Here is a 22834-nt window from a genome sequence, read left to right as displayed (position 1 = left end):
GGTTAGTCTCCCTGCGGGGTGAGGGTGGCAATCAGGTAATCCTTGCTGCTGGCCACTTTGCCCTGCTGTATGGCCGCAGCGGGGTCGACATGTTTCGGGCAAACCTCGGAACAGTAGCCGACGAAAGTGCATCGCCACACGCCGTTTTCACCGTTGAGCTGCGCCATACGCTGATGCTGGCCCTTATCGCGGCTATCCAGGTTGTAGCGGTGGGCAAGGGTAATCGCCGCTGGCCCGATGAATTCCGGGTTAAGGCCGAATTGCGGGCAGGCGGCGTAGCACAAGCCGCAGTTGATACAGCCGGCGAATTGATGGTATTTCGCCATTTGCGCGGGCGTTTGCACGTTGGCGCCCTGTTCCGGCGTGCGGTTATTGCCGATAATCCAAGGTTGAATTGCCAACAAACTTTCCATAAAGGCGCTCATATCCACCACCAAATCGCGCTCGATGGGGAAATTCGCCAGCGCCCGCACCCGCAGGCCGTGCTGATAATCGCGCAGGAAGGTTTTGCAGGCCAGCCGGGGAACATCGTTGACCATCATGCCGCAGGAGCCGCATATCGCCATCCGGCACGACCAGCGGAACGTCAAATCCGCCGCCAGGTGGTCTTTGATATAGCCCAGCGCGTCCAACAGCGACGTTTGCTCATCCCAGGGCACCTGATAGCTTTCCCAGTGAGGGGCGCGGTCCTTTTCGGGATCATAACGTTGGATCTGTACCGTCAACGGGTGCTTGTCAGCCATGGTTGGCCTCCTTACTCGCGGTGGCCGGCGCTTCCGCCTCGCTGCCGTAAACCCGCTTGGCGGGCGGTAAAGTGGTGATTTTCACGTCGCTGTAATCCAGCCGGACGCCGCCGTCGGAGGTGGCGAACGCCAGGGTATGTTTTAGGAAATTGACATCGTCGCGGGCGGTACAGCCTTCGTCGAGACGTTGATGCGCGCCCCGTGATTCCCGGCGATGAAACGCCGAATGCGCCATGCATTCCGCCACGTCCAGCCCGTGCTGCAACTCCAGCGCATACAGCAAGTCGGTGTTGAAGACGCTGCTGGTATCCTGGATCTTGACCCGTTTGAACCGGTCTTTCAGTTCAAAGAGCTTATCGACGGTCTTTTGCATCAGCTCTGGCGTGCGATAAATGCCGCAGCCTTCTTCCATACTCAGGCCCATTTCGTCGCGCAGAGTGCTCCAGCTTTCGGTACCGTCCTGGCGCTGCAACGACCGAAGGCGCTCGGTGATATCCCGCGCCAGACTGTCCAGCGCCCCGCCGTTGGCGGGTGAACTCTGCTGGGCGCGCAACGCCGCCTGTTCCCCGGCGATGCGTCCGAAGACCACCAGCTCCGCCAGCGAGTTGGAGCCCAGCCGATTGGCGCCGTGCAGCCCCACCGAGGAGCATTCCCCTACCGCGTACAGCCCCTGCACGCGGGTTTGGCACTGTGCGTCGGTCTCTATGCCGCCCATGGTGTAATGGGCGGTGGGCCGCACAGGAATGGGCTCATTCACCGGATCGACGCCCACATAGGCTTTGGCCAGCTCGCAGATAAACGGCAACCGTTCTTGCAGCTTTTTGGCGCCCAGATGGCGCAGGTCCAGATGGACTACGTCGCCGCGCGGGGTGGCGATAGTGCGCCCGGCGCGCCATTCATGCCAAAAAGCCTGCGAGAGTTTATCTCTCGGGCCCAGCTCCATATATTTGTTTTTCGGTTCGCCCAGCGGGGTTTCCGGCCCCATGCCGTAATCCTGCAAATAGCGATAGCCGTCTTTGTTGACCATAATGCCGCCTTCGCCGCGGCAGCCTTCGGTTATCAAGATACCTGAACCGGGTAGGCCGGTCGGATGGTATTGCACAAATTCCATATCGCGCAGGGGAACGCCGTGGCGTAAGGCCATGCCCATGCCGTCGCCGGTGACGATACCGCCGTTGGTGTTGTAGCGGTACACGCGGCCGGCGCCGCCGGTGGCCAAGATTACCGCGTTGGCGCGGAACTGCACCAGCTGGCCTTCCATCATATTGATGGCCACCAGCCCGCGGGCCTGACCGTCGTCGACCAGTAAATCCAGTACGAAATACTCATCGAAGCGTTGGATTTGCGGAAATTGCAGCGAGGTTTGAAACAACGTATGCAGCAGATGGAAACCGGTTTTATCGGCGGCGAACCAGGTACGCTCGATTTTCATCCCGCCAAAGCGCCTGACGTTAACGGTGCCGTCGGCTTTGCGGCTCCACGGGCAGCCCCATTGCTCCAATTGGATCATCTCCCGCGGGCAATCGCGCACGAAAGTATCGACCACGTCTTGTTCACACAGCCAGTCGCCGCCGGAGACCGTATCGTGAAAATGCTCGGCAAAACTGTCGTGATCCTGGGTGACGGCGGCGGCCCCCCCTTCGGCCGCCACGCTGTGGCTGCGCATGGGATAGACTTTGGATATCAAGGCAATCTTGAGCAGAGGCTGCGCCTGTGCCACGGCGATGGCGGCGCGTAGTCCCGCCCCGCCGGCGCCGATGATAGCGATATCGCAATTAATGACCGACATAGCGTTCTCCATTGCTTAGTAAATAATGCTCAAAAAATAAATGGGCGCTGTGGCCGCCCGCGGTCTCATACCACCATTAACATCCAGGGGTAGCCGATGACCAACAGTAGTACCAGGAAAATCGCGCCGAAGATGGTACCCAACCGCCAATAATCGGCGGTCGGAAGGTAGCCACTGCCGTAGTAAATCGGGCTGGGACCGGTGCCGTAAGGGGTGATAATCCCCATGATACCCAGCGACGTCACCAGCAGCAGGCAAAATACCATCACGTTGATGCCCGGAATCGCGACGCCTATCGCCAGTACCGCCGGCAGCAGCGCGGTGGTATGGGCGGTGGTACTGGCAAACAAGTAGTGCAGCAGGTAAAACGCCAGCACCAGCGCCAAGGTGGCCTGTACCGGCGGGATACCGCCGAGCATTTGCGCCCCCAGCTTGCCCAGCCAGGCGATGAAGCCGACGTCGGACAGACCCGCCGCCAGGGTGACCAGGGTGGCGAACCAGACGAAGGTATTCCAGGCCGGTTTGTTGCCGGTGATATCGCTCCAGTCCAACACGCCGCTCAGCAGCATTAACACCACCACCATCAGGCCCGCTACCGCCGGTTCGATAAAGGCGGTGGCGAAGATCCAGCACAGCAGCGCCATACAGACAAACACCAGCAGCAAAATCTCTTTACGCGATAACTTGCCCAATTTAGCCAGCTCGCTTTCCGCCCAACGCGGCACTTCGGCATTCTCTTTCACGCCAGGTGGATACAGCCAATACGCCAGCAGCGGTAGCGTCAGCAGCAGCAAAATACCCAGCGGCAAAAACGCTAAAAACCAGGTCCCCCAGGAGATAGTGATACCGACCAGGTTTTTCACCAACGCCAACGCCAGTAAATTGGGCGCCAGCGCCGATAAAAACATCGAACTGGTGATGCAGGTGGCGGTGATGGCGACCCACATCAGATACGAGCCAATCAGTCTGGCACTGGGGTCGTTGGGTTTCGAGCCGTACAGCGGCGGCAGGTTGGAAATAATGGGATAAAGCGTACCGCCGCTGCGGGCGGTATTGGACGGCGTAAAGGGTGCCAGCAGTAGATCGGCGAAGGCGATGGCATACCCGAGCGTCAACGTGCGCCGACCGAGGTATTTGACCAGCAACAGCGCCAGCCGGCGGCCGAATCGCGTTTTTTCATAGCCGGCGGCGAACATGAAGGCGCTAAAAATGAGCCAGACCGTGGAATTGCTGAAACCAGACACCGCCCATTTAAAACTCATACCGGGGAGATTGAAATTGGCGGCCGCCTGCTGTTCAGGGCTAAACAGCAGCCATTCGCTGCCGAGAGTGATAATAACCACCGCGGTCAGCCCCACCACGGCGCCGGGCAAGGGTTCGAGAATCAGTCCGACAATGGCGCCGGCAAAGACGGCAAAAAAGCGCCAGGCATAGGGCGCCAGACCTTCCGGCGTGGGTAGGAACAGTAATACCAAGGTGATAAGCAGCGGAAGAAACAGCGATATGCGATGTTTCATTTTCCCTCCTGAGTCGCGCTTTTGTTATGAGGTTCTTAACTCGCCGACGGCAGTTCAGCGATTAAGTTTGTCGTTAACGTCCGGCAGTAACCCTTGGCGAAAAGTCGCAACATGTCTATCGATGACGCAGTGATTAACTTATTGAATTTTATTTAGTAATTTGATATTTATGATAATTGAAATTTAAACCTCATTAATCGTAAGGGATGATGTGTTCATAATGGGGCTTTCCCGGCCGTGGCGGTTGATCTCGATCAACAAAGGCAGGAACAGCCCGCGCGCCGGTGACGCTAAATCCGCAATTTTTGCGCTATCTCAACTTTGCGGCGCGCGGCGAAGGGATGGCCGATATTCCGGGCTACCGCCTGGGCCGATAGGCGGGTAAAATAGCGCCTCATTAACCCGACCGATCCTCTGGTCACCGCAGCCCGAAGAGATCATTATGAAATCCGTCGTCCCTACCGCCCGTCACTTCACCGACCTCGCCCGCGCGACGGCGATTGCCGAACTGAGCGGATTATTGCAGACCGGCAGATTGATTAATCGTGTCAGCCAGTTGATTGACGCCCTGCAATTGGAGCGCGGTACCTCGAATATTTGGCTGAGCAGCGACGGCCGGCTATTTGACCGCGAGCGTGGCGCGCGCACCCGCCATGCGCTGCAGGCCCGGCAGGAAGCGGATATCGAGCTGGCCGCGTTGGCGCAGCGGCAGCCGCAGGTCGGGGGCGCCCGTCTGTTTAACCGCGCCGCCCGCGCGTTGACCGCGTTGGAGACCCTACCGGCGTTGCGCGAAGGTATCAGCCACAAAACGCTGGAGCCCTCGGCGGCGATGTCGGGGTTTAACGAGGTGATCCGCCAACTGCTCAGCCTGATTTTCGATGCGGCGGATGCCGCGACGGAACCCGCGGTGTCGCGGGCGATGATCGCGCTGTTTAGTTTTATGCAGGGCAAAGAGTTGGCTGGGCAAGAGCGGGCGTTGGGCGCGGCGGGCTTCGCCTGCGGGGCGTTTGGCGACGCCGAACGCCTGAAATTGACCACGCTGATTGAGGGCCAGAACCGGTGTTTCGCCACCTTTAGCCAGTTCGCCGCCGAAGGCGTGATGCAGCGCTGGGCGGCGCACCGCTTCGATAACGCCGAATTTGAGCGGCTCCGCCGCATCGCCTGCACCCAGCCGCACCCCGACATTGCCGGCGAGGAGAGCGCATTACGCTGGTTTGCCCTGCATACCCGGCGCATGAACGGGTTCAAACAGGTGCAGTCCGCGCTGGAGGCGGCGTTGATGGACAGCTGCCGCGCGGCCATTCGCCAGGCTGAACGGCAGGAAGAGCCGCCGGCGAGTCCGCATCCCGCCGCCGAGGACGGCGCCTTCCAACTGGTGATATCGCCGTTGGAAGAGACGCCGCCGGGGGCGCTGACTACCGATTTTCTCAGTCCGCAGTTGAGCCGCTCCGTTTTATCATTAGCACAGCAGCAATCCCTGCGGCTTCAGCAATTGGGGCAGGAGCTGGCCACGCTGCGCGCCGGAGTGGAAGAGCGCAAGGTCATCGATCAGGCAAAAGCGTTGCTTATCCGCCACCGCAACCTGTCCGAAGAGCAGGCCTACCAGACCTTGCGCACGATGGCGATGAACCAAAACAAGCGGCTGGTGGAGATCGCCGCCGCCATTCTGGCTATCGCCGACGTTCTCTAAAGCTAAATCGTATCAGTCCTCCTTTTGTTCTTAATCAATAAACCATTGCCGCCAGTATGGGATTATACCCCTCTCACGCGTGCCGCGCGGGCGTAGACTGACGCACCGCCGGCGTGCATTCAGGTTCAAAAAAGGTGCGGCAGCACGCGCTAGCGTGGTTCTGCAACCGTGTCTTCCCCCGCTTAAGCTGCGTGAGAGACATTGGCACAACGTTTGCTTCCTGACGTATTGACATTGTTCACCGGTGCCGGCCAACGGCGGTCGACATCGGTGAGGGGATAAAGGCGTCCATCGGTCTGCTGTTCGGCAGGCTGGTGGACGCCTTTTTTGTTTTTCCGGCGCGACGGCCGCAGCGTCAACCGCGCCGGAGGTGGTAAGCGAGGTCGAAAGATGAAGCCGCATCTGGTGGTAGCCGGCAACGGAATGGCCGGTATGCGGGTCGTGGAAACCCTGTGTCGATTGGTGCCGGATCAATTTCTTATCACGGTCATCGGCCGCGAACCGCGGGAGAACTATAACCGCATCCAGCTTTCGCCGGTGTTGGGCGGAGAGAAAACCTTCGACCAAACGGTGCTGCATCCACGCGCGTGGTACCGGGATCATGATGTTTGTCTGCTGACGGAAGAAACGGTGACGGCCATCGATCCGGTGCAGCACACGCTGACCACGTCCGCGCGCGAGCTTCACTGGCAGCAATTAATTCTGGCGACCGGTTCCCGACCGGTAATGCCGCCGATTCCCGGTATTGATTTGCCGCACGTGTGCGGGTTTCGCACGCTGGATGACGTGCAGCATATGCTGGCCGTTGACGGGCCGGTGGTGGTGTTGGGCGGCGGTCTGCTGGGCATCGAAGCCGCCGCCGCGCTGCGTCGCCGCGGCCGTCAGGTAACGCTGGTGCATTTGATGGACCGGCTGATGGAACGGCAGTTGGACGCCGTCGCCGCCGAGGCGCTGTTGGCATCGCTGACCGAACGCGGCATCCACTGCCGGCTCGGTACCACCCTGGCGCGCATCGACGTTGATGGGGTGGTGACAAACCAGGGCGAGCGGCTGGCGGCGACGCGGGTCGTTATTGCGATTGGCGTAGCGCCTGAGGCGGGGCTGGCGCAGGCGGCGGGCCTGGCGTGCGGGCGCGGGATCATTACCGACGGTCAGCTCCAGACTTCGGTCCCGGCCATCAGCGCGGTCGGCGAATGCTGTGAAATCGACGGCAAAACGTTTGGTCTGTTGGCGCCCTGCCTCGCGCAGGCGGAGGTGCTGGCGCACCGGTTGGCGGGCAGTCCGGTGGCGGATTTTCAACTGACGGACGCCGGCACGCGGCTTAAGGTTACCGGCATTGAGGTGTTCAGCGCGGGGGATATCGATGCCTTACCCGGCGACGCGCTGTATAGCGCGCACGATCCCGAAACCGGCCATTACCGCCGCCTGCTGGTGCGTGACGAGCGCCTGGCGGGGGTGCTGCTGTATGGCGATACCGGCCACGCCGGCGGCTATTTACAACGCATGCAGGACGCGACGCCGGTGGCAAGCGGCGCACTGTTTTCACCTGACAATCTTCAAACGCCGCATGCAGCGGCAGGACGGCAAACAATGAGCAAACCGACATTAGTGGTTATTGGCCATGGCATGGTTGGCCATCATTTTCTGGAGCAGCTCGCACAACAGGGGCTTGATTCGCATTACCGCATCGTGGTGTTCGGCGACGAACCGGTCGAGGCCTATGATCGGGTGCATCTTACCGACTATTTCGCCGGCAGCGACGCGCAGGCGCTTTCGCTGGTAAAACCGGGGTTCATGGCGGAGCACGATATCGATCTGCGCACCGGTAGCCGTATTGTCGCCATTGATCGTCAACGGCGCTGCGTGCGCGACGATGCCGGGCATGAGACCGCCTATGACCGGCTGGTCATCGCCACCGGATCGCAGGCGTTTGTGCCGCCTATCCCGGGCCATGACGGTGAGGGATGCTTTGTGTATCGCACCTTGGCCGATCTGGACGCTATCGCCGCGCGCGCCAAAAGCGCTCGCCGCGGCGTGGTCATCGGCGGCGGCCTGCTGGGGCTTGAGGCCGCCAATGCCTTGCGTAAGCTGGGCTTGGAAACCCATGTTGTCGAGTTCGCGCCGCGGCTGATGGCGGTACAGCTGGATGACGGCGGCGCACGGCTGCTGCGCCACAAAATTGAACAGCTCGGCGTCAAGGTCCATACCGCGGCCGCCACGCGGGAAATCGCCGCGCGGCACGACGGCGGCCTGCGGCTGAGCTTCGCCGACGGTGCCACTCTTGATACCGATCTGGTGGTGTTTTCCGCCGGGATCCGTCCGCGTGACCAGTTGGCTCGCGATTGCGGCCTGGCGCTGGGCGAACGGGGCGGCATCGTCATCGACGATCGCTGCCAGACCAGCGATCCCGCTATCTTTGCTATCGGCGAATGCGCCTCGTGGCGCGGGCAGCTGTTTGGCCTGGTCGCCCCCGGTTATCACATGGCGCGGGTGGCGGCGTCGGGTCTGACCGGAGAGCAGATGCTGTTCACCGGCGCCGATATGAGTACCAAATTAAAGCTCTTAGGGGTCGATGTCGCCTCCATCGGCGATGCTCTGGGCGAAACGGCGGACAGCCAAAGCTATACCTGGTCCGACGGCCCGGCGGAAATTTATAAAAAGCTGGTGGTATCGGGGGATGGTCAGCGGCTGTTAGGCGCGGTGCTGGTGGGAGATTGCGCTGACTACGCCACCTTGCTGCAATACAAACTCAACGCCATGACGCTGCCCGCCAGCCCGCAAAGTCTGATTTTGCCGGCGCAGGCCGGCGAGGGTGCCAAGGCGCTGGGCGTGGCGGCATTACCCGATAGCGCGCAGATTTGCTCTTGCCTCAACGTCAGCAAAGCCGATATCCGCGAGGCGGTGCGTGCCGGCGCGAGCGATATGCCGGCGCTGAAAGCCGCCACCGGTGCAGCAACAGGCTGCGGCGGCTGTGCCGCCCTGGTGAAGCAGGTCATGGAATATCAACTGGCGGAACAGGGTGTCGCCATCAGCCAGGATATTTGCGAGCATTTCCCCTGGTCGCGCCAGGCGTTGTACGATCTGATCCGCGTTAACCAGATCCGCAGTTTCGACGCCCTGCTTGAGCAATACGGTAAAGGCCACGGCTGCGAGGTGTGCAAACCGCTGGTCGGGTCGTTGCTGGCCTCCTGCTGGAATGAGTATATTCTCGACCCGCGCCACCTGCCGCTACAGGACACCAACGATCGCTATTTGGCAAACATGCAAAAAGACGGCACGTATTCGGTGGTGCCGCGTATTCCCGCCGGGGAAATAACGCCGGCGGGTCTCATCGCTATCGGTCAAGTGGCGCAGGAATTCAATCTTTACAGCAAGATAACCGGCGGCCAGCGTATCGATTTGTTCGGCGCGCGGCTGGAGCAACTGCCGGCCATCTGGCGCCGCTTGATCGACGCGGGTTTCGAGACCGGCCACGCTTACGGCAAATCTCTGCGCACGGTCAAATCCTGCGTCGGCTCTACCTGGTGTCGCTACGGGGTGCAAGACTCCACCGCGCTTGCGATCGCGCTGGAGGAGCGTTACAAGGGGCTACGCAGCCCGCATAAAATCAAAATGGCGGTCTCAGGCTGCACGCGTGAATGCGCCGAAGCGCAAAGTAAGGACATCGGGGTTATCGCCACTGAAAAAGGGTGGAATCTCTATGTCTGCGGCAACGGCGGCATGAAACCGCGCCATGCGGATCTGTTCGCCAGCGATTTGGACCGCGCCACGCTTATCCGCACCATCGATCGGGTGCTGATGTTCTATATCCGTACCGCCGACCGTCTACAGCGCACCAGCAGCTGGCTAGACAATATGGAAGGGGGGCTGGCGTATTTGCAGGAGGTAATACTGCACGATAGCCTGGGTATTGCCGAGACCCTCGAGCAGGAAATGGCGCAGGTCGTCGCCAGCTATCAATGCGAGTGGCGTACCACGCTTGCGCAGGCCGACAGGCTGGCGCTTTTCCGCCCCACGGTAAACAGCGACAGGCCCGATGAAAATATTCAATGGCAGTTGGAGCGGGGGCAAATCCGCCCCGCCGCAGCGCCGTGCGCCCCCCTGCCGCCGCTGCCGGAGCACGCCCGCTGGCACGAACTGTGCCGGCTGGAGGCTATCCCACAGGGCGCGGGTATCGCCGCCCGGCTGGAGGGACGCCAGATTGCGCTGTTCCGCCAGGGGGACCAGGTTTACGCGCTGGATAACCTGGAGCCGGAGACGTCCGCCAATGTCCTGGCGCGCGGTATCCTGGGGGACGTGGCCGGCGAACCGGTGGTCATCTCCCCGCTGTACAAACAGCGTCTGCGGCTTAGCGACGGCGTCTGCGTGGACAACCCCCAGATTAAGGTCAATGCCTGGCCGGTGCGGATAGACGCGGATCACGTGCGGGTCGCGACCCGGCCGCTAACCGTTGCCAGAGCCGAAACGGAGGCGGTATGACGCGCTGCACCACCTGTCCCTACTGCGGCGTGGGCTGCGGCCTGCAGGCGACGCCGCAGCCCGACGGCGGCGTCGCGCTCAGCGCCGATACGCATCATCCGGCCAACCGGGGGCGGCTGTGCGTTAAGGGCGCCGCGCTGGGCGATACGCTGGGGCATGAGGGACGGCTGTTGTCTCCGCAGGTGGACGGCGCGCCGGCCGACTGGGGGTTCGCGCTGGATAGCGTCGCCGACAGGCTGAGCGCCATTATTCGCCGCCATGGCCCGCACGCCGTGGCCTTCTATGCCTCCGGCCAGCTGCTGACCGAGGATTATTACGCCGCCAACAAATTAATGAAAGGGTTCATCGGCAGCGGCAACATCGATACCAATTCGCGTCTGTGCATGGCGTCGGCGGTGGTGGGCTATAAGCGCGCTTTCGGCGCCGACGCGGTACCGTGCTGCTACGAGGATCTGGAACAGACGCAACTGGCGATCGTCGCCGGCTCCAACGCCGCCTGGGCGCATCCCGTGGCCTGGCAGCGGCTGCTGGCCGCGCGCCAGGCGCGTCCGGCGACGAAGATCGTGGTGATCGACCCGCGCCGCACCGCCAGTTGTGACGATGCCGATCTGCACCTGCCGCTGCGTCCCGGCACCGATGCCGCGTTGTTTGCCGGTTTGCTGCACTGGCTCCATCAGCAAGGCGGCCTCGATCCACGCCTGTGGCCGCAGCTTAATGGCCTGGAAGCCACGCTTGCGGCAGCGGCGGCCTGGACCCTACCGGCGGTGGCGCAATTCTGCCGGCTGGCGGAGGCCGACATTCTGGCTTTCTATCGGCTTTTTGCCGACAGTGACCGGGCGCTGACGCTGTATTGCATGGGAATCAACCAATCCACCAGCGGTAGCGACAAGTGCAACGCCATCATCAATCTGCATCTCGCCAGCGGTAAAATCGGCCGCCCAGGCTGCGGCCCCTTCTCTTTGACCGGCCAGCCAAACGCCATGGGCGGTCGGGAAGTGGGGGGACTGGCGAATCAGCTAGCCTGCCATATGGATTTCAGCGAGGAGAACGTCGACCGGCTGCGGCGTTTTTGGCACAGCGAACGGGTGGCTACCGAGCCGGGCCTGAAAGCGGTAGCGCTGTTTGAGGCCATCGCCCGCGGCGAGGTCAAAGCCGTCTGGATCATGGGCACCAATCCGGCGGTTTCCCTGCCCGATGGACTGCGGGTGCGCCAGGCGCTGACCGGTTGTGAACTGGTTGTCGTTTCCGATGTTAGCGCCAAAACCGATACCACCGAGCTGGCGCATATTCTGCTGCCGGCGCAGGCCTGGGGCGAAAAAGACGGCACGGTCACCAACTCCGAACGGCGCATTTCGCGCCAGCGGCGTTTTCTGACCCCCGCCGGTGAGGCGCGCCCCGATTGGTGGATAATCAGTCAGGTGGCGCAGCGCATGGGGTTCGCCAGCGCCTTCGCCTGGCATCATCCGGCAGCCATCTTCCGCGAACATGCCGCCTTATCGGGTTTTGAAAACCAGGGGCGGCGCGCTTTTGATATTAGCGGGTTGGCTACCGTCACGGACGATGAATGGGATCGGCTGACGCCGGTGCAATGGCCGGTTAACGCCCGGCATCCGCAAGGGCAGGCGCGCTTATTTGGCTCGGGGCGTTGCTATCATCCTGACGGTAAGGCACGGCTCATTCCGATCCAGCCGCGGCTGCCGGTCGCCAAACCGGCAGCGCTCTGGCCGCTGCTGCTCAACACCGGCCGCACCCGCGACCAGTGGCATACCATGACGCGGACGGGTCTGGTCAGCCGGTTGATGCAACATCAAAGCGAGCCGTGGTGCGATATCCATCCGCTGGATGCGGCGCGTTTCGGGCTTGAAGACGGCTGTCTGGCGCGCATCCAGTCGGCGCAGGGGTGGGTGGTGGTGCGCTGCCGGCTGACCTCGAGCCAACAACCAGGCTGTCTGTTCGTCCCGATGCATTGGAATCGGCAATTTTGCAATATGGCCAACGTCGACCAGTTAGTAGCGCCGCATACCTGTCCGTTCGCCGGCCAGCCGGAAAGCAAACAGACCGCGGTGCGTATCCAACGTTATGACTGCGACTGGCAGGGAGTGGTATTGGCGCGTCAGCCGTTGACGCTGGGAGACGCTGTTTGGTGGAGCCGCATGCCCTACGGGGCGGTAACCGCCTATTGGCTGGCGGGGAGCGGCGCGGCGAGCGACTGGTTCGCCGCCCTTGCCGGCCACGCGCACTGGCGTTATCAGCAGGCGCAAACGCCGGAGGTGTTACACCGCCTCGGCTGGGGCGACGGGGCGCTGCAAATCGCCTTTTACGCCGCGCGCGGCGCGCAGCCGGTCATCGATATCCCGGCGGTCGTCGCCGCCTTCAGCGATGCGCCGGCGCCGGAAGACAGGTTGGCGCTGCTGGCCGGTCAACAGGCCAGCGGCGAAGCCGCCGGGCGCACGATATGCAGCTGTTACGGCGTCGGTGAACGGCAGATCGCGCAGGCTATTGATGAGGGGTGCGGCACGGTAGAGGCGCTGGGCAAGCGCCTGCGCTGCGGCACCAACTGCGGTTCGTGTATACCCGAGCTGAAACAGCTGCTGGCGCGACAGCCGGCCTGAGGAGAGTGAGATGACATTACTCAGCGCGCTGACCGTGCCGGCGCCCGGCACCACGGGCGCGGTGTGGCTGGTCGGCGCCGGTCCGGGCGATGCCGAGCTGCTGACGCTGAAAGCGCTGCGCGCCATTGAACAGGCGACGGTGGTGGTGGTCGACCGGCTGGTGTCCGATGAAGTTCTGGCCCTGATCCCGTCGACAACGCCGTGCATAGACGCCGGCAAGGCGCCGGGCCGCCACGGCATGAAACAACAGGATATCAATCGCCTGCTGGTGGATTTGGCCTGCGCGGGGCACCGGGTGGTGCGTTTGAAGGGCGGCGACCCCTTTATCTTCGGCCGCGGCGGCGAGGAAATGCTGGCGCTGCAGCGCGCGGGTATCTCCTGTCGGGTGGTGCCGGGCATCACCGCGGCGGCCGGCTGTGCCGCCAGTACCGGTATCCCGTTGACGCACCGGGAGTGCGCCCAGTCGGTGCAATTTATCACCGGCCATGGCAAAAACGGCGCGCCGGCGCTGGACTGGGACGCGCTGCGCGACCCGCGCCAGACGTTGGTGTTCTACATGGGGTTGACCTGGTGCGCCGAGCTGAGCCGCGGCCTGATGGATAACGGCCGCGCGGCGCATACCCCGGTGGCGATTATCGAAAACGGTACCCGTGCCGGGCAGCGGGTGCTGTTAACCACGCTGGAGGGGTTGGCGCGGACCGTGGCGCGGGAAAAACCCGTGTCGCCCAGCCTGCTGGTGGTGGGGGAAGTGGTCAATCTCTGCCGATTGGCCACTGCTTCCCAACCCCCTGGGCATGAGGCGGCGCTCGGGACAGGCGCCACTACCGCTTACGGAGCCTAGTAGACGTGACAAACTAATAAAGCCTCGGTCGAGGCTTTAAGAGCATGGCTTGGCGGCAGGCGTGCCCAGAGGGAGTTGGTCAACACGCCATGGCTGTAGGCGTTAGGGGCCATTAGTCGCCGAGAGTGAGCGTTGACGAGATGAAAGCCAGCGTAAAGTCGCTAAAATGAACGTCAGAGGTAGATCCTGAAATTCTAAACGCATTGACCTCCAGCACCAGCGAAGCCGTGTCAGGGGTGAGAGGCAGCGCGATGACATAGTCCAGCCAGCGTTGCTTGGTGCCTTTGGTCGTAATAAGCTTGCTGGTAAGGGAATGTCCATGGTGATTTTTGGCAATTAGCCTCACCATGCCGTAGTCACCGTCGCCAAAGCCGTTCGATGCAAATTGTAGCCGGGCAATAACATCCTGGTTGAGGTCAACGCTGGGTGCCACCGCAATTTCCTGGCTCATTTGATCATGGTCATCGGCAAACGTGCCCCTTAATCGCGCGGTGATAAAATATTTCCCGGTGAGCGGCAATATCCCATCTTGCTCTTCTACGACGCGAAATTCCCCCTTTTGCAGTCTCCATCCCGTGAGATTGCCCGTTTCTGCCGAAGGATTTTGCAGCTGCGTGGGTAAATTTTGATCGATAGTCAGCCGAAAATCATCGAAATGCACATCGGAAGTCGCCCCCGTGACCCGTACGGCTTGAACTTCAAGCAATAAGGAATGGGTGTCGACAGGCAGTGCCAACGATACGGTATTATCTAACCAGATTTTATGCTTACCCAAGGTTCTAATGTGCTGACTGTCGAGGGTTTTCCCCCTGCAGTCCATTGCATGCAATGTAACAACGCCATAATCGCCGTCTCCCCACCCATTGGATTTGAACTTAAGGGTGGCGGTGTAATAACCTTGCCGTAGAGCAAATTTATCCAAGTATACCCGCTGGCTCATCTGGTCAATACCATCGGTAAAATCACCCGCCAATCGCGCGGTAAAAAAATAATCTCCCTCTGCGGGGTGAATATCATCTTGGATGCTAACCACTCTGAATTCACCTTTATCGACCGTCCAACCCTCAAGATCTCCGGTCTCCACTGAGGGATTGTGCAAAATCGATTGTGGCAGAGGATTTTCATCAGAGAAGGCAAGGACGCGAACGATAATATCTTCAAGTGCGACTTGCCCAGAATCAACCGCCAAAAACCATTTGCCCGCCGGTGGATATTTGACCCCCAGAAAAGTATTCCATTCGGTACGACTGCGATAATCGTAATCGTCACGGGATGATTGTCGAGCGTAGGTTAGAAACAGCGTAATCTTCGCTTTTTCCTCGGTACGTGGCCCGGACACCGCACTGATGACCATACGTTTGCTATTGACAGGGACATCGATTTCGATCAACGAAAAATAATGATTATCTCCGTTCAAATTGACCGAAGCATGCGCGATTTCCTCACTTTTTTCCTGACCAATAGGAATAATGGCTGGCGCATAAGACGAAATGATCGGCGCCATCTTACGCCAATGTCTGGCCATATTCGCTTTTTGTGGATGACCTAGAGGTGCTCCGGCGTTATCAAAACATTCTGGATTAGAGTAATAACCCAGGGTATTGCCGCACAAACAGGTCGGTCCCCAGCCGTCGGCGTCGTCTTGCGCGTCAAGGGGAGCATAATGACCACCGCCGACGTTGTGGCCTATTTCATGCCGGAAGGCGCACGAAGAAACCAGCCGATTAAGCATCGTCTGTCCAGAGTATAAGCTAAGCCCCCGACTTTTCTTTCATCTCCAACAAAGAAAGCCGTAATGAGATCGGGATGATAAGCCGCTATGCTGTCCTGGAATAATGTTTCCAATTTAGAAAGGGTGTCACCCGTTATTGGCAGATCTGTCTCAATAATAGCGGTCGCCACCAGGCGCAGTTTTACACCTTCAACCCGTGTGTTGCGTAATGCCTGATTGACGGTTTCTATCTGCGCCAAGGCGAAGGCCTCGTGGTCGCCAATTTCTCTTGCGGACAATGTTGAAAATCCGGCGAGGACATCGATAATGATATCGCCTTCATCATCGTAATCATAATCATAGTCCAGGGTCGGGCCGGGCGACGGGAGCGTGGTGAGAGCGCGTACCGGCAGCGCAGAGGGTGGCGCTGACCGTTCAACCGGCACTCCCTCAGTGCAAGAAAGCGCAGACCAAGTAATGCGCTTTTGTATGCCCGCCGAATCGCAGGTAATAATACAGTTACGAGGCGGTAGGATAGCGACAAAGCTTTGGTCATTTTTAATGATCAAAAAGATCTGCGTCGTTGGCGCATTGCCTTCCTCTAAACTTGCTACCGCGCTATAGATTTTTCTATCCCGCCATGTTGAGCGCCATTCAAGGTGATAATTCTGTTGTGGCGCAATGCCCTCTGCGCAAGTCAAGGTTATTCCCGCAGATGTTTCTGCGCCAAGGGAAATATAGTTCCCTGAACATGAAGATTGTTTATCCATTTCACTGACTCCTTGTGGTATTTATAGTAGTCGCTTTTACTCTGCTAATATCCAGATGAAAAGATGTTAAACCGTGAAATAAACGCCATCGCTGGCCTCTCTCCTGAAGGTAATGAGGCAAATTTAACCCCTATTTTTTCGGACCTTCAATCGATTATGCTTGCGATTTTAATAATGTCACATGTTGACTTTTGCGCTAGATGCCAAATAGTGACAAACCTAGCAAGGCATTATTATTATTAAGAGTAAGCATGGCAAATAATGCCTGGCGTATTAGGAACGAAACAATATGGAGGAAACGGGGGGCTATCTATTATTGACGACACGACTTTAACGTCAACGCAAATGCCGCGACGAAGGCGACACACGGCCTGGGTAAAATGAGTCGAAAAGCGCGGCGGCCGTGCGGCAATGCCTTTTCCGTCGCGCTTTAATTGCCGCGCTCGCCAAGAGGCGCGGGGGCTATGCTTGCCGGGATTGACTTTTCTCGGCGTAGCGTTTGTGCAGCTTTTGCAGTTTGGGCGGGATAACCGCCAGACAATAGCGGTTCTGCTGGCCTTCCCCTTGCCAATAATCCTGATGGTAGTCTTCCGCCGGATACCATTCCCCCAGCGGCTCCAGCGTGGTCACGATGGGGCTGCTGTAATCCGCCTGGGCGCGTTGGATAGCCGCCTCGGCCTGCTGCTTTTGCTCGGGGGTGGCGAAAAACACGGCCGAGCGATACTGGGTGCCGACATCGTTGCCCTGGCGGTTAAGCTGGGTCGGATCGTGGGTGGCGAAGCTGATGTCCAGCAATTCACCATAGCTCAACCGGGCCGGATCGTAACCGATGCGAATGGCTTCAGCATGGCCGGTTTCGCCGGTGCAGACCTGTTTATAGGTTGGATTGGGCACGGTACCGCCGGTGTAGCCGCTTGTAACCGATTCCACGCCGATGACATCTTTAAACACCGCTTCGGTACACCAAAAACAGCCACCGGCGATGACCGCATATTCAGTTGCCATACATTTTCTCCCGCTTGTTGTCTGAAGGCATAATGCTACTGTAGCAAAATACCTGCGCGGCGGGCAGAAAGTTCGTCAGCCCGTGCCCGCCAGGCGCGCGATTGCGCAGGTTTCAGCCGGCCGAGCCGTCGTGGAAAAAAGCGATTAACGCCCGGGCAACCGCCGAGGGTTGCTCTTCGGGAAGAAAATGACCCGAGTGGGGAACGATCACGCCGCTAACCTTATCGGCGAATGCCCGCAGCGGCGCGGCCATATCCGCCATTGAGCCCTGTTCGGCGCTCATCGCCAGTAAAGGCGGGGTCAATTTGCCGTCGGCGCAGAGGCGGCGATTCTGTTCGGCGCTGAGCGTCGCCGCCCGATACCAGGCAAGGCCGGCGCGCAGCGCGCCCGGGCGGCTGAAGGTGCGCAGGTATTCATCAATATCGACCTCGCTAAAACTCTGCGGATTAGCGGCTTTGCGGCGCAAAAACCACGTCAGATAGCATCGTTCGCGGCCGCTGATAAGGCTTTCCGGCAAATCGTCCAGAGCATGAAACGCGAAATGCCAGGTACGCCACGCCAGACTTGGCGCGCTAGGCAGGGCGTCGGGCAGGGTAATGCCGGGGATACCGGCGTCGAGCAAGGCCAGCGCTTTTACCTGCGCGCCATACATGAGCGCATAGGGAAACGCTACCCAGGCGCCGACATCATGGGCCGCCAAATAGCACGGCCCAACCGAGAGCTGCTGTAGGAAATCATGCAGCCGGCGGGCGGTGGTCTGGGTATCGTAGCCGTCCGCCGGCAGATCGGAATCGCCCTGGCCGGGCAAATCCGGCACCCACAGCGCGAAATGCGCCGCCAACAGCGGCAACATTTTACGCCAGGCGTAACCGCTTTGCGGAAATCCCGCCAACAACACTAGCGGTTCGCCGTCTGGCCTGCCGCCGCGCAGATAATGCCAGCGCACGCCGTTGACCGTGGCAAAATGGTGGCTAAAGCCCGGCAGGGCCGCATCGGGATGGCTGGCGGGCTCGGCAACGGCGCGCTGAACGCCGGTCGGGGAGGCGGTGGACATAAAAAAGACTCCTGTAATGGATTGCAATAAGGCATGGCCAAACGCGCCGCGCGGCGGTGTCCGGCCGCGGAAATTGGGCTACCGGGACTAATATAGGAAATGATCGTTTCCTATTCAATCCTTTTTGCCGTAATCGCTTCCCGCGAGGAATAAACGGTGTGCCTGCTCACAGATTAGGGTTTTAGCGCCCCCGCGCGTCTTGCGTCGCCATAATGTTTAACTATATGTTAATTTTTCTTGCAATTAATGTTATGGAAATAATGACCATGGATAAGAAAAGCCTTTTTTCATCGCTCTGTGTCGTCGTTTTCATCAGCACTACCGCTGCGGCGCAAACCCTACCGGACGGCTATCCCGCCGATTATCAAAAAACCGTCGCGGGGGCGGAAAAGGAAGGCCGCCTCGTTATCTACTCCACCACCGATACCAAAGCCGCCGGCCCGCTGCTGAAGGGGTTTGCCGCCCGCTACCCGCAAATCAAGGTGGAGTACAACGACATGAACAGCACCGAGCTTTATAACCGCTACATTAGCGAGCAAGCCGCCGGCGGCACCAGCGGCGACGTCATTTGGAGCTCGTCGATGGATACCGCGCTGAAGCTGGCCTCGGATTACGCGATGCCCTATGCGTCAGCGGAAATCGGCAACATACCGACCTGGGCGGTATGGCAGCAAAAAGCCTACGGCACCACCTACGAACCGCTGGTTTTTGTCTACAACAAGCGTCTTATCAAACAGGATGAAGTGCCGAGCAACCATGAAGCGCTAGCGCAGTTGATTTCCAGCCAGCCGGACCGATTCAAAAATAAAGTCACCACCTACGATATCGAAAAGTCCGCATTGGGATTCATGTTATCGGTCTATGACCGCAAGGCGGATCCGCAGTATTTCGCGAATCTGGGCCGGATGGCGAAAGGGGGATTGTCGGTACAGTCGTCCACCGGCACGATGCTTGAGCGCGTCTCTTCCGGTGAAAACCTGATTGGTTTTAATATACTCGGCTCCTATGCCGAAACGCGCGCCAAAGACGACCCGTCCCTTGGTATCGCTTACCCCAATGATTATACCCTGGTCCTGTCGCGGGTGATGTTTATCAGTAATCAAGCGGAAAATGGTAACGCGGCCAAAGTGTGGCTGGATTATGTGTTGTCTAAAGAAGGGCAGGCGATCCTCGCCAATCAGTCCGATATTCCCTCCTTGCGCAATGATATCGACGGCGAAAACGACGTCGATGGGCTGACTAAACGGTTGGGCAAGGCCCTGCGGCCCATCGCGGTGGATGACGGCCTGCTGACGTATTTAGCGCAGGATAAGCGACTGGATCATATCAAACAGTGGCGCGCGGCCGCCAAATAGCCCACCGTTCCCCTGGCGCGCGTCGGCCCGTCGCGCGCGCCCACGCCGTCATGCCTGATGAGAGGACGCTATGTCCGCTTTGCGCAGAAAAGGGCCATCGCTATCGCGCGCTCTGGTCGTGCTAATAACCGCGCTGGTGATTTATGTGCCGCTGGCGTTTATCGTCATCCAAAGTTTTCTGTCCGCGCCGTTTTTCGTGCCGTCCAAGGTATTCAGCCTGGACGCCTTTCGCTTTATCTTTGCCGATGCGGATTTCTGGCGCGCGCTGAAAAGCGGCCTGCTGCTGGCGTTCGGGCTGGTGATTATCGCCATCCCGCTTGGCGGCATTCTGGCCTTTTTAATGGTCCGCACCGATTTGCCCGGCCGTCGGGTGATCGAACCGTTGATTTTGGTGCCGGTGTTTGTTTCGCCGATGGTGTTGGCCTTTGGCTACGTGGTCGCGGCGGGACCGGTCGGCATCTTTTCCCTGTGGGCGCAGGCGCTTCTGGGCTTTACCCCATGGAATATCTACGCCATGAGCAGCATCATCGTTATCGCCGGTCTGACGCATGTCCCGCATGCTTATCTTTATATCTCCTCGGCGCTGCGAAGCGTGGGCTCCGATGTGGAGGAGGCGGCGCGCACGGTGGGGGCCTCGCCGCTGCAGGTCATGTTCGCTATTAGTTTGCCGATGGTGCGCCCGGCGATTTTGTACGCGGTGGTGTTACTTTTTTTCCTCGGGCTGGAAGTGTTTGGTCTGATGTTGGTCCTGGGTGATCCCGAGGGGAATTTAGTGTTGGCGACCTATTTGTATCAGTTGACTAACAAACTCGGCACGCCGTCTTATCATTTGATGGCGGCGGTGGCGGTGGTACTTATCGCCATTACCATACCGCTGGTCATGCTGCAGCGCCGGCTAATGCGCTCGGCGCACCGCTACGTGACGGTGAAGGGCAAAACCGCGCAGGCGCGGGCGCTGCCGCTGGGCAAATGGCGCTGGGTCGCCGGTGCGGTCGTGGCGCTGTGGCTGGTGGTCACCATTGTGGTACCGCTTACCGGCGTAGTGCTGCGGGCGTTTATTTCCCAGTGGGGCGTGGGGGTGTCCCTATGGGATCATGTGTCGCTGAACACGTTCCACACCATTTTCAGCCAGCCTAATCTACTGCGCGCCATCATTAATTCCATGAGTATCGGCGTGATTGGCGGCGCGCTGGCGGTGGGCTGTTATCTGGCGGTCGGGCTGGCGATGCACCGTAAAGCCGATGGCGCCACGCGTTTCCTCGACTATAGCGTTCTGGTGCCGCGGGCGGTGCCCGGCCTGCTGGCGGGGCTAGCGTTTCTGTGGGTGTTTTTATTTCTTCCTCAATGGCTGGATCGATCGCTAAAAGACGGCGTGCTATCGGCGCTGCCGTTCGCCGATTATCTGCGCCAGCACCTCATTGTCGCGCTGCGCGCGTTACGCAGCACCATTTTCAGCGTGTGGCTGGCCTATACCGTGGTGTGGCTGGCCTACGGTCTGCGGCTTATCTCCGCGACGCTGCTACAGGTGGGCCCGGAACTGGAGGAAGCGGCGCGCAGCGCCGGCGCCCGCCGCGGGCAAATTACCCGCCATGTGACCGTGCCGCTGTCGCGCTTTGGCCTCATCGGCTCCTGGCTACTGATGTTTCTGATTTTTGAACGCGAATATTCCACCGGCGTCTATTTGCTGTCCTCGGGTACCGAAACCATTGGCTCAATGCTGGTGTCGCTATGGGCGGCGGGCGCGATTGATATCGTCGCCGCGCTGTCGTTCATCAATATTCTGCTGGTGGTGCTGGGCTTGGGCATCGCGCTGCGTTTCGGAGTGAAAATGTATGATTGAACTTTCGGTAGACAACCTGCATTTGAAATATGGCGATAATCATGTGCTGCGCGGTGTATCGATGCAGCTGCGACAGGGGGAGGTCGTCTCGTTGCTCGGCCCCTCCGGCAGCGGCAAAACCACGCTGTTGCGCGCGGTAGCCGGCCTGGAAAAGCCCAGCGAAGGGCGGATCCGCATCGGCGACACGACGCTGTTCGATAGCGTGGCGGGACGGGAGTTGCCGGCGGAGGATCGCAATCTGGGGTTGGTATTCCAATCCTATGCGCTGTGGCCGCATAAAACGGTGTTCGACAATGTCGCTTATCCGCTGAAATTGCGTAAAATTAGCGCCGCCGAGCGCGCCTCCCGCGTGCAGCAAGTGCTCGAAGAGCTCGGGCTGGGCCATTTGGGGCAACGCCACCCGTACCAATTGTCGGGGGGACAACAGCAGCGGGTCGCCATTGGCCGCGCGTTGGTGTACAACCCGCCGATTATTCTGCTAGATGAACCCTTGTCCAACCTGGACGCAAAATTGCGCGAAGAAGCGCGGGTCTTTCTGCGCGAGCTGATCGTGACTTTGGGCCTGTCGGCGCTGATGGTAACTCACGATCAAAATGAAGCGATGGCGATTTCTGACCGTATATTGCTGTTGAATAACGGCCGCATCGAGCAACAGGGGACGCCGGAAGCGATGTATAGCCGGCCTTCGACCCAGTTTGTGGCGGAATTCATGGGCAGCAATAACCGGTTGACGGGCAATGTCACGGCGTTGCGCGGCGACCGCGCCCGTATCGACGGCGCTGATTGGACGCTGTGGGGGCAAGCGGGCGAGGGGGTGGCGGTCGGACAGCCGGCGACGGCCATTGTGCGCGTGGAACAGGTTCGCGTAGGCGGCGAGGAGCGGGCGGAGAATACCCTGGCGCTGCCGTTGGTGACCAAAATGTTTTTGGGCGATCGCTGGGAATACCTGTTTCGCACCGCCGGCGAGCAATTCGTGGTGCGCGCTTACGGCGGCGACGGCCAACTGGACGGTGTCTGCTCCCTGACGCTGCCGGCGGACAAGGTATGGATTTTCCCCGCGTCGACCCCTGCAGCGCCTTAGTTAATCCTGGGCCGTTTGGGCGCGCTGTCAATAACGTACCGTTCCCGGTTCGGGCGGTGCGCGTAACGCGCTGTGGGCCGCGGTAGGGGATCGATCCGCAGCAGAGATGAACGGGACGGCAACATGATCGTTTAGGGCGATGCGGGCATGACGCTTTCCGGCCGCGGCGCGGCCACCTACCGCGACGGGTTACCCGCGGCGGCGGGGTCGGAAATAATTCAACTTGCTGTTATTAAATGTTTTTAATTATCTCAGGCTCTGTCTGGCGTAGCGGGGCAGGCGCGGCGGCGGCGCGACTTTCCACTCTTCTTCTTTGAACCCATGTTGACGTGGTGTTTAATTCCTGG

At 59.9% G+C, this 22834-nt stretch carries 14 protein-coding genes; 7 read left to right on the top strand and 7 right to left on the bottom strand.

What is annotated here, in order from left to right; genetic code table 11:
- Positions 1-2 precede the first annotated feature (2 nt).
- The 3 genes from SANT_RS12335 to SANT_RS12325 form a co-directional block, all read right to left on the bottom strand.
- Entirely contained in the window at positions 3-743 is a 741-nt protein-coding gene (locus tag SANT_RS12335) for a succinate dehydrogenase/fumarate reductase iron-sulfur subunit (protein WP_025422604.1), read from the bottom strand.
- Entirely contained in the window at positions 736-2532 is a 1797-nt protein-coding gene (gene frdA, locus SANT_RS12330; RefSeq protein WP_025422603.1) for a fumarate reductase (quinol) flavoprotein subunit, read from the bottom strand. The genes SANT_RS12335 and frdA overlap by 8 nt, the downstream gene beginning before the upstream one ends.
- Positions 2533-2597: 65 nt before the next feature.
- Complete coding sequence (locus tag SANT_RS12325; RefSeq protein ID WP_051440169.1) at positions 2598-4049, bottom strand: DASS family sodium-coupled anion symporter; 1452 nt, start codon at positions 4047-4049, stop codon at positions 2598-2600.
- 442 nt (positions 4050-4491) lie between these two features.
- Here SANT_RS12325 and SANT_RS12320 point away from each other — a divergent pair, with 442 nt between their 5' ends.
- From SANT_RS12320 to cobA, 4 genes are all read left to right on the top strand, one after another.
- Positions 4492-5739, top strand: a complete 1248-nt coding sequence (locus SANT_RS12320; protein WP_038668537.1) for a nitrate- and nitrite sensing domain-containing protein — start codon at positions 4492-4494, stop codon at positions 5737-5739.
- A 390-nt stretch (positions 5740-6129) separates the two neighbouring features.
- Positions 6130-10218, top strand: coding sequence for a nitrite reductase large subunit NirB (nirB, locus tag SANT_RS12315; RefSeq protein WP_081730462.1), 4089 nt, complete (start codon positions 6130-6132; stop codon positions 10216-10218).
- Positions 10215-12830, top strand: coding sequence for a nitrate reductase (locus SANT_RS12310; RefSeq protein WP_025422600.1), 2616 nt, complete (start codon positions 10215-10217; stop codon positions 12828-12830). Before nirB ends, SANT_RS12310 begins: the two co-directional genes overlap by 4 nt.
- Before the next feature lie 10 nt (positions 12831-12840).
- The gene (cobA, locus tag SANT_RS12305) at positions 12841-13671 is read left to right on the top strand and encodes a uroporphyrinogen-III C-methyltransferase (RefSeq protein ID WP_025422599.1); all 831 of its coding nucleotides are present in this window, start codon (positions 12841-12843) and stop codon (positions 13669-13671) included.
- A gap of 112 nt (positions 13672-13783) precedes the next feature.
- Here cobA and SANT_RS12300 read toward each other — a convergent pair whose 3' ends face one another.
- The 4 genes from SANT_RS12300 to SANT_RS12285 form a co-directional block, all read right to left on the bottom strand.
- Complete coding sequence (locus SANT_RS12300; protein WP_148296282.1) at positions 13784-15403, bottom strand: hypothetical protein; 1620 nt, start codon at positions 15401-15403, stop codon at positions 13784-13786.
- Positions 15358-16152, bottom strand: coding sequence for a hypothetical protein (locus SANT_RS12295; RefSeq protein WP_025422597.1), 795 nt, complete (start codon positions 16150-16152; stop codon positions 15358-15360). Before SANT_RS12295 ends, SANT_RS12300 begins: the two co-directional genes overlap by 46 nt.
- Before the next feature lie 462 nt (positions 16153-16614).
- Positions 16615-17157 carry a peptide-methionine (S)-S-oxide reductase MsrA gene (msrA, locus tag SANT_RS12290; RefSeq protein WP_025422596.1) on the bottom strand — a complete coding sequence of 181 codons (543 nt, stop codon included), beginning with the start codon at positions 17155-17157 and terminating at the stop codon, positions 16615-16617.
- Between the two features lie 112 nt (positions 17158-17269).
- The gene (locus SANT_RS12285; protein WP_025422595.1) at positions 17270-18211 is read right to left on the bottom strand and encodes an alpha/beta fold hydrolase; all 942 of its coding nucleotides are present in this window, start codon (positions 18209-18211) and stop codon (positions 17270-17272) included.
- Between the two features lie 266 nt (positions 18212-18477).
- Between SANT_RS12285 and SANT_RS12280 the strand changes: the two genes are divergently transcribed.
- The 3 genes from SANT_RS12280 to SANT_RS12270 all read left to right on the top strand — a co-directional run bounded on the left by SANT_RS12280 (position 18478) and on the right by SANT_RS12270 (position 22487).
- Positions 18478-19566: an ABC transporter substrate-binding protein gene (locus SANT_RS12280; protein WP_025422594.1), complete on the top strand. Its 1089-nt coding sequence runs from the start codon at positions 18478-18480 to the stop codon at positions 19564-19566.
- A 70-nt stretch (positions 19567-19636) separates the two neighbouring features.
- Complete coding sequence (locus SANT_RS12275) at positions 19637-21406, top strand: ABC transporter permease (protein ID WP_025422593.1); 1770 nt, start codon at positions 19637-19639, stop codon at positions 21404-21406.
- A complete protein-coding gene (locus tag SANT_RS12270) occupies positions 21399-22487 on the top strand; it encodes an ABC transporter ATP-binding protein (RefSeq protein WP_025422592.1) in 1089 nt (362 codons plus the stop codon). Before SANT_RS12275 ends, SANT_RS12270 begins: the two co-directional genes overlap by 8 nt.
- Positions 22488-22834 lie beyond the last annotated feature (347 nt).

It is taken from the genome of Sodalis praecaptivus (assembly GCF_000517425.1).
Classification (GTDB): domain Bacteria; phylum Pseudomonadota; class Gammaproteobacteria; order Enterobacterales; family Enterobacteriaceae; genus Sodalis_A; species Sodalis_A praecaptivus.
Note: the sequence above shows the minus strand (reverse complement) of the source record. Positions and strands in the feature narration are given on the sequence as shown.

Excerpts from the sequence above, each read along its gene's own strand:
- SANT_RS12335 (WP_025422604.1), bottom strand. The coding sequence starts at position 743 with ATGGCTGACAAGCACCCGTTGACGGTACAGATCCAACGTTATGATCCC.
- frdA (WP_025422603.1), bottom strand. The coding sequence starts at position 2,532 with ATGTCGGTCATTAATTGCGATATCGCTATCATCGGCGCCGGCGGGGCG.
- SANT_RS12325 (WP_051440169.1), bottom strand. The coding sequence starts at position 4,049 with ATGAAACATCGCATATCGCTGTTTCTTCCGCTGCTTATCACCTTGGTA.
- SANT_RS12320 (WP_038668537.1), top strand. The coding sequence starts at position 4,492 with ATGAAATCCGTCGTCCCTACCGCCCGTCACTTCACCGACCTCGCCCGC.
- nirB (WP_081730462.1), top strand. The coding sequence starts at position 6,130 with ATGAAGCCGCATCTGGTGGTAGCCGGCAACGGAATGGCCGGTATGCGG.
- SANT_RS12310 (WP_025422600.1), top strand. The coding sequence starts at position 10,215 with ATGACGCGCTGCACCACCTGTCCCTACTGCGGCGTGGGCTGCGGCCTG.
- cobA (WP_025422599.1), top strand. The coding sequence starts at position 12,841 with ATGACATTACTCAGCGCGCTGACCGTGCCGGCGCCCGGCACCACGGGC.
- SANT_RS12300 (WP_148296282.1), bottom strand. The coding sequence starts at position 15,403 with ATGCTTAATCGGCTGGTTTCTTCGTGCGCCTTCCGGCATGAAATAGGC.
- SANT_RS12295 (WP_025422597.1), bottom strand. The coding sequence starts at position 16,152 with ATGGATAAACAATCTTCATGTTCAGGGAACTATATTTCCCTTGGCGCA.
- msrA (WP_025422596.1), bottom strand. The coding sequence starts at position 17,157 with ATGGCAACTGAATATGCGGTCATCGCCGGTGGCTGTTTTTGGTGTACC.
- SANT_RS12285 (WP_025422595.1), bottom strand. The coding sequence starts at position 18,211 with ATGTCCACCGCCTCCCCGACCGGCGTTCAGCGCGCCGTTGCCGAGCCC.
- SANT_RS12280 (WP_025422594.1), top strand. The coding sequence starts at position 18,478 with ATGGATAAGAAAAGCCTTTTTTCATCGCTCTGTGTCGTCGTTTTCATC.
- SANT_RS12275 (WP_025422593.1), top strand. The coding sequence starts at position 19,637 with ATGTCCGCTTTGCGCAGAAAAGGGCCATCGCTATCGCGCGCTCTGGTC.
- SANT_RS12270 (WP_025422592.1), top strand. The coding sequence starts at position 21,399 with ATGATTGAACTTTCGGTAGACAACCTGCATTTGAAATATGGCGATAAT.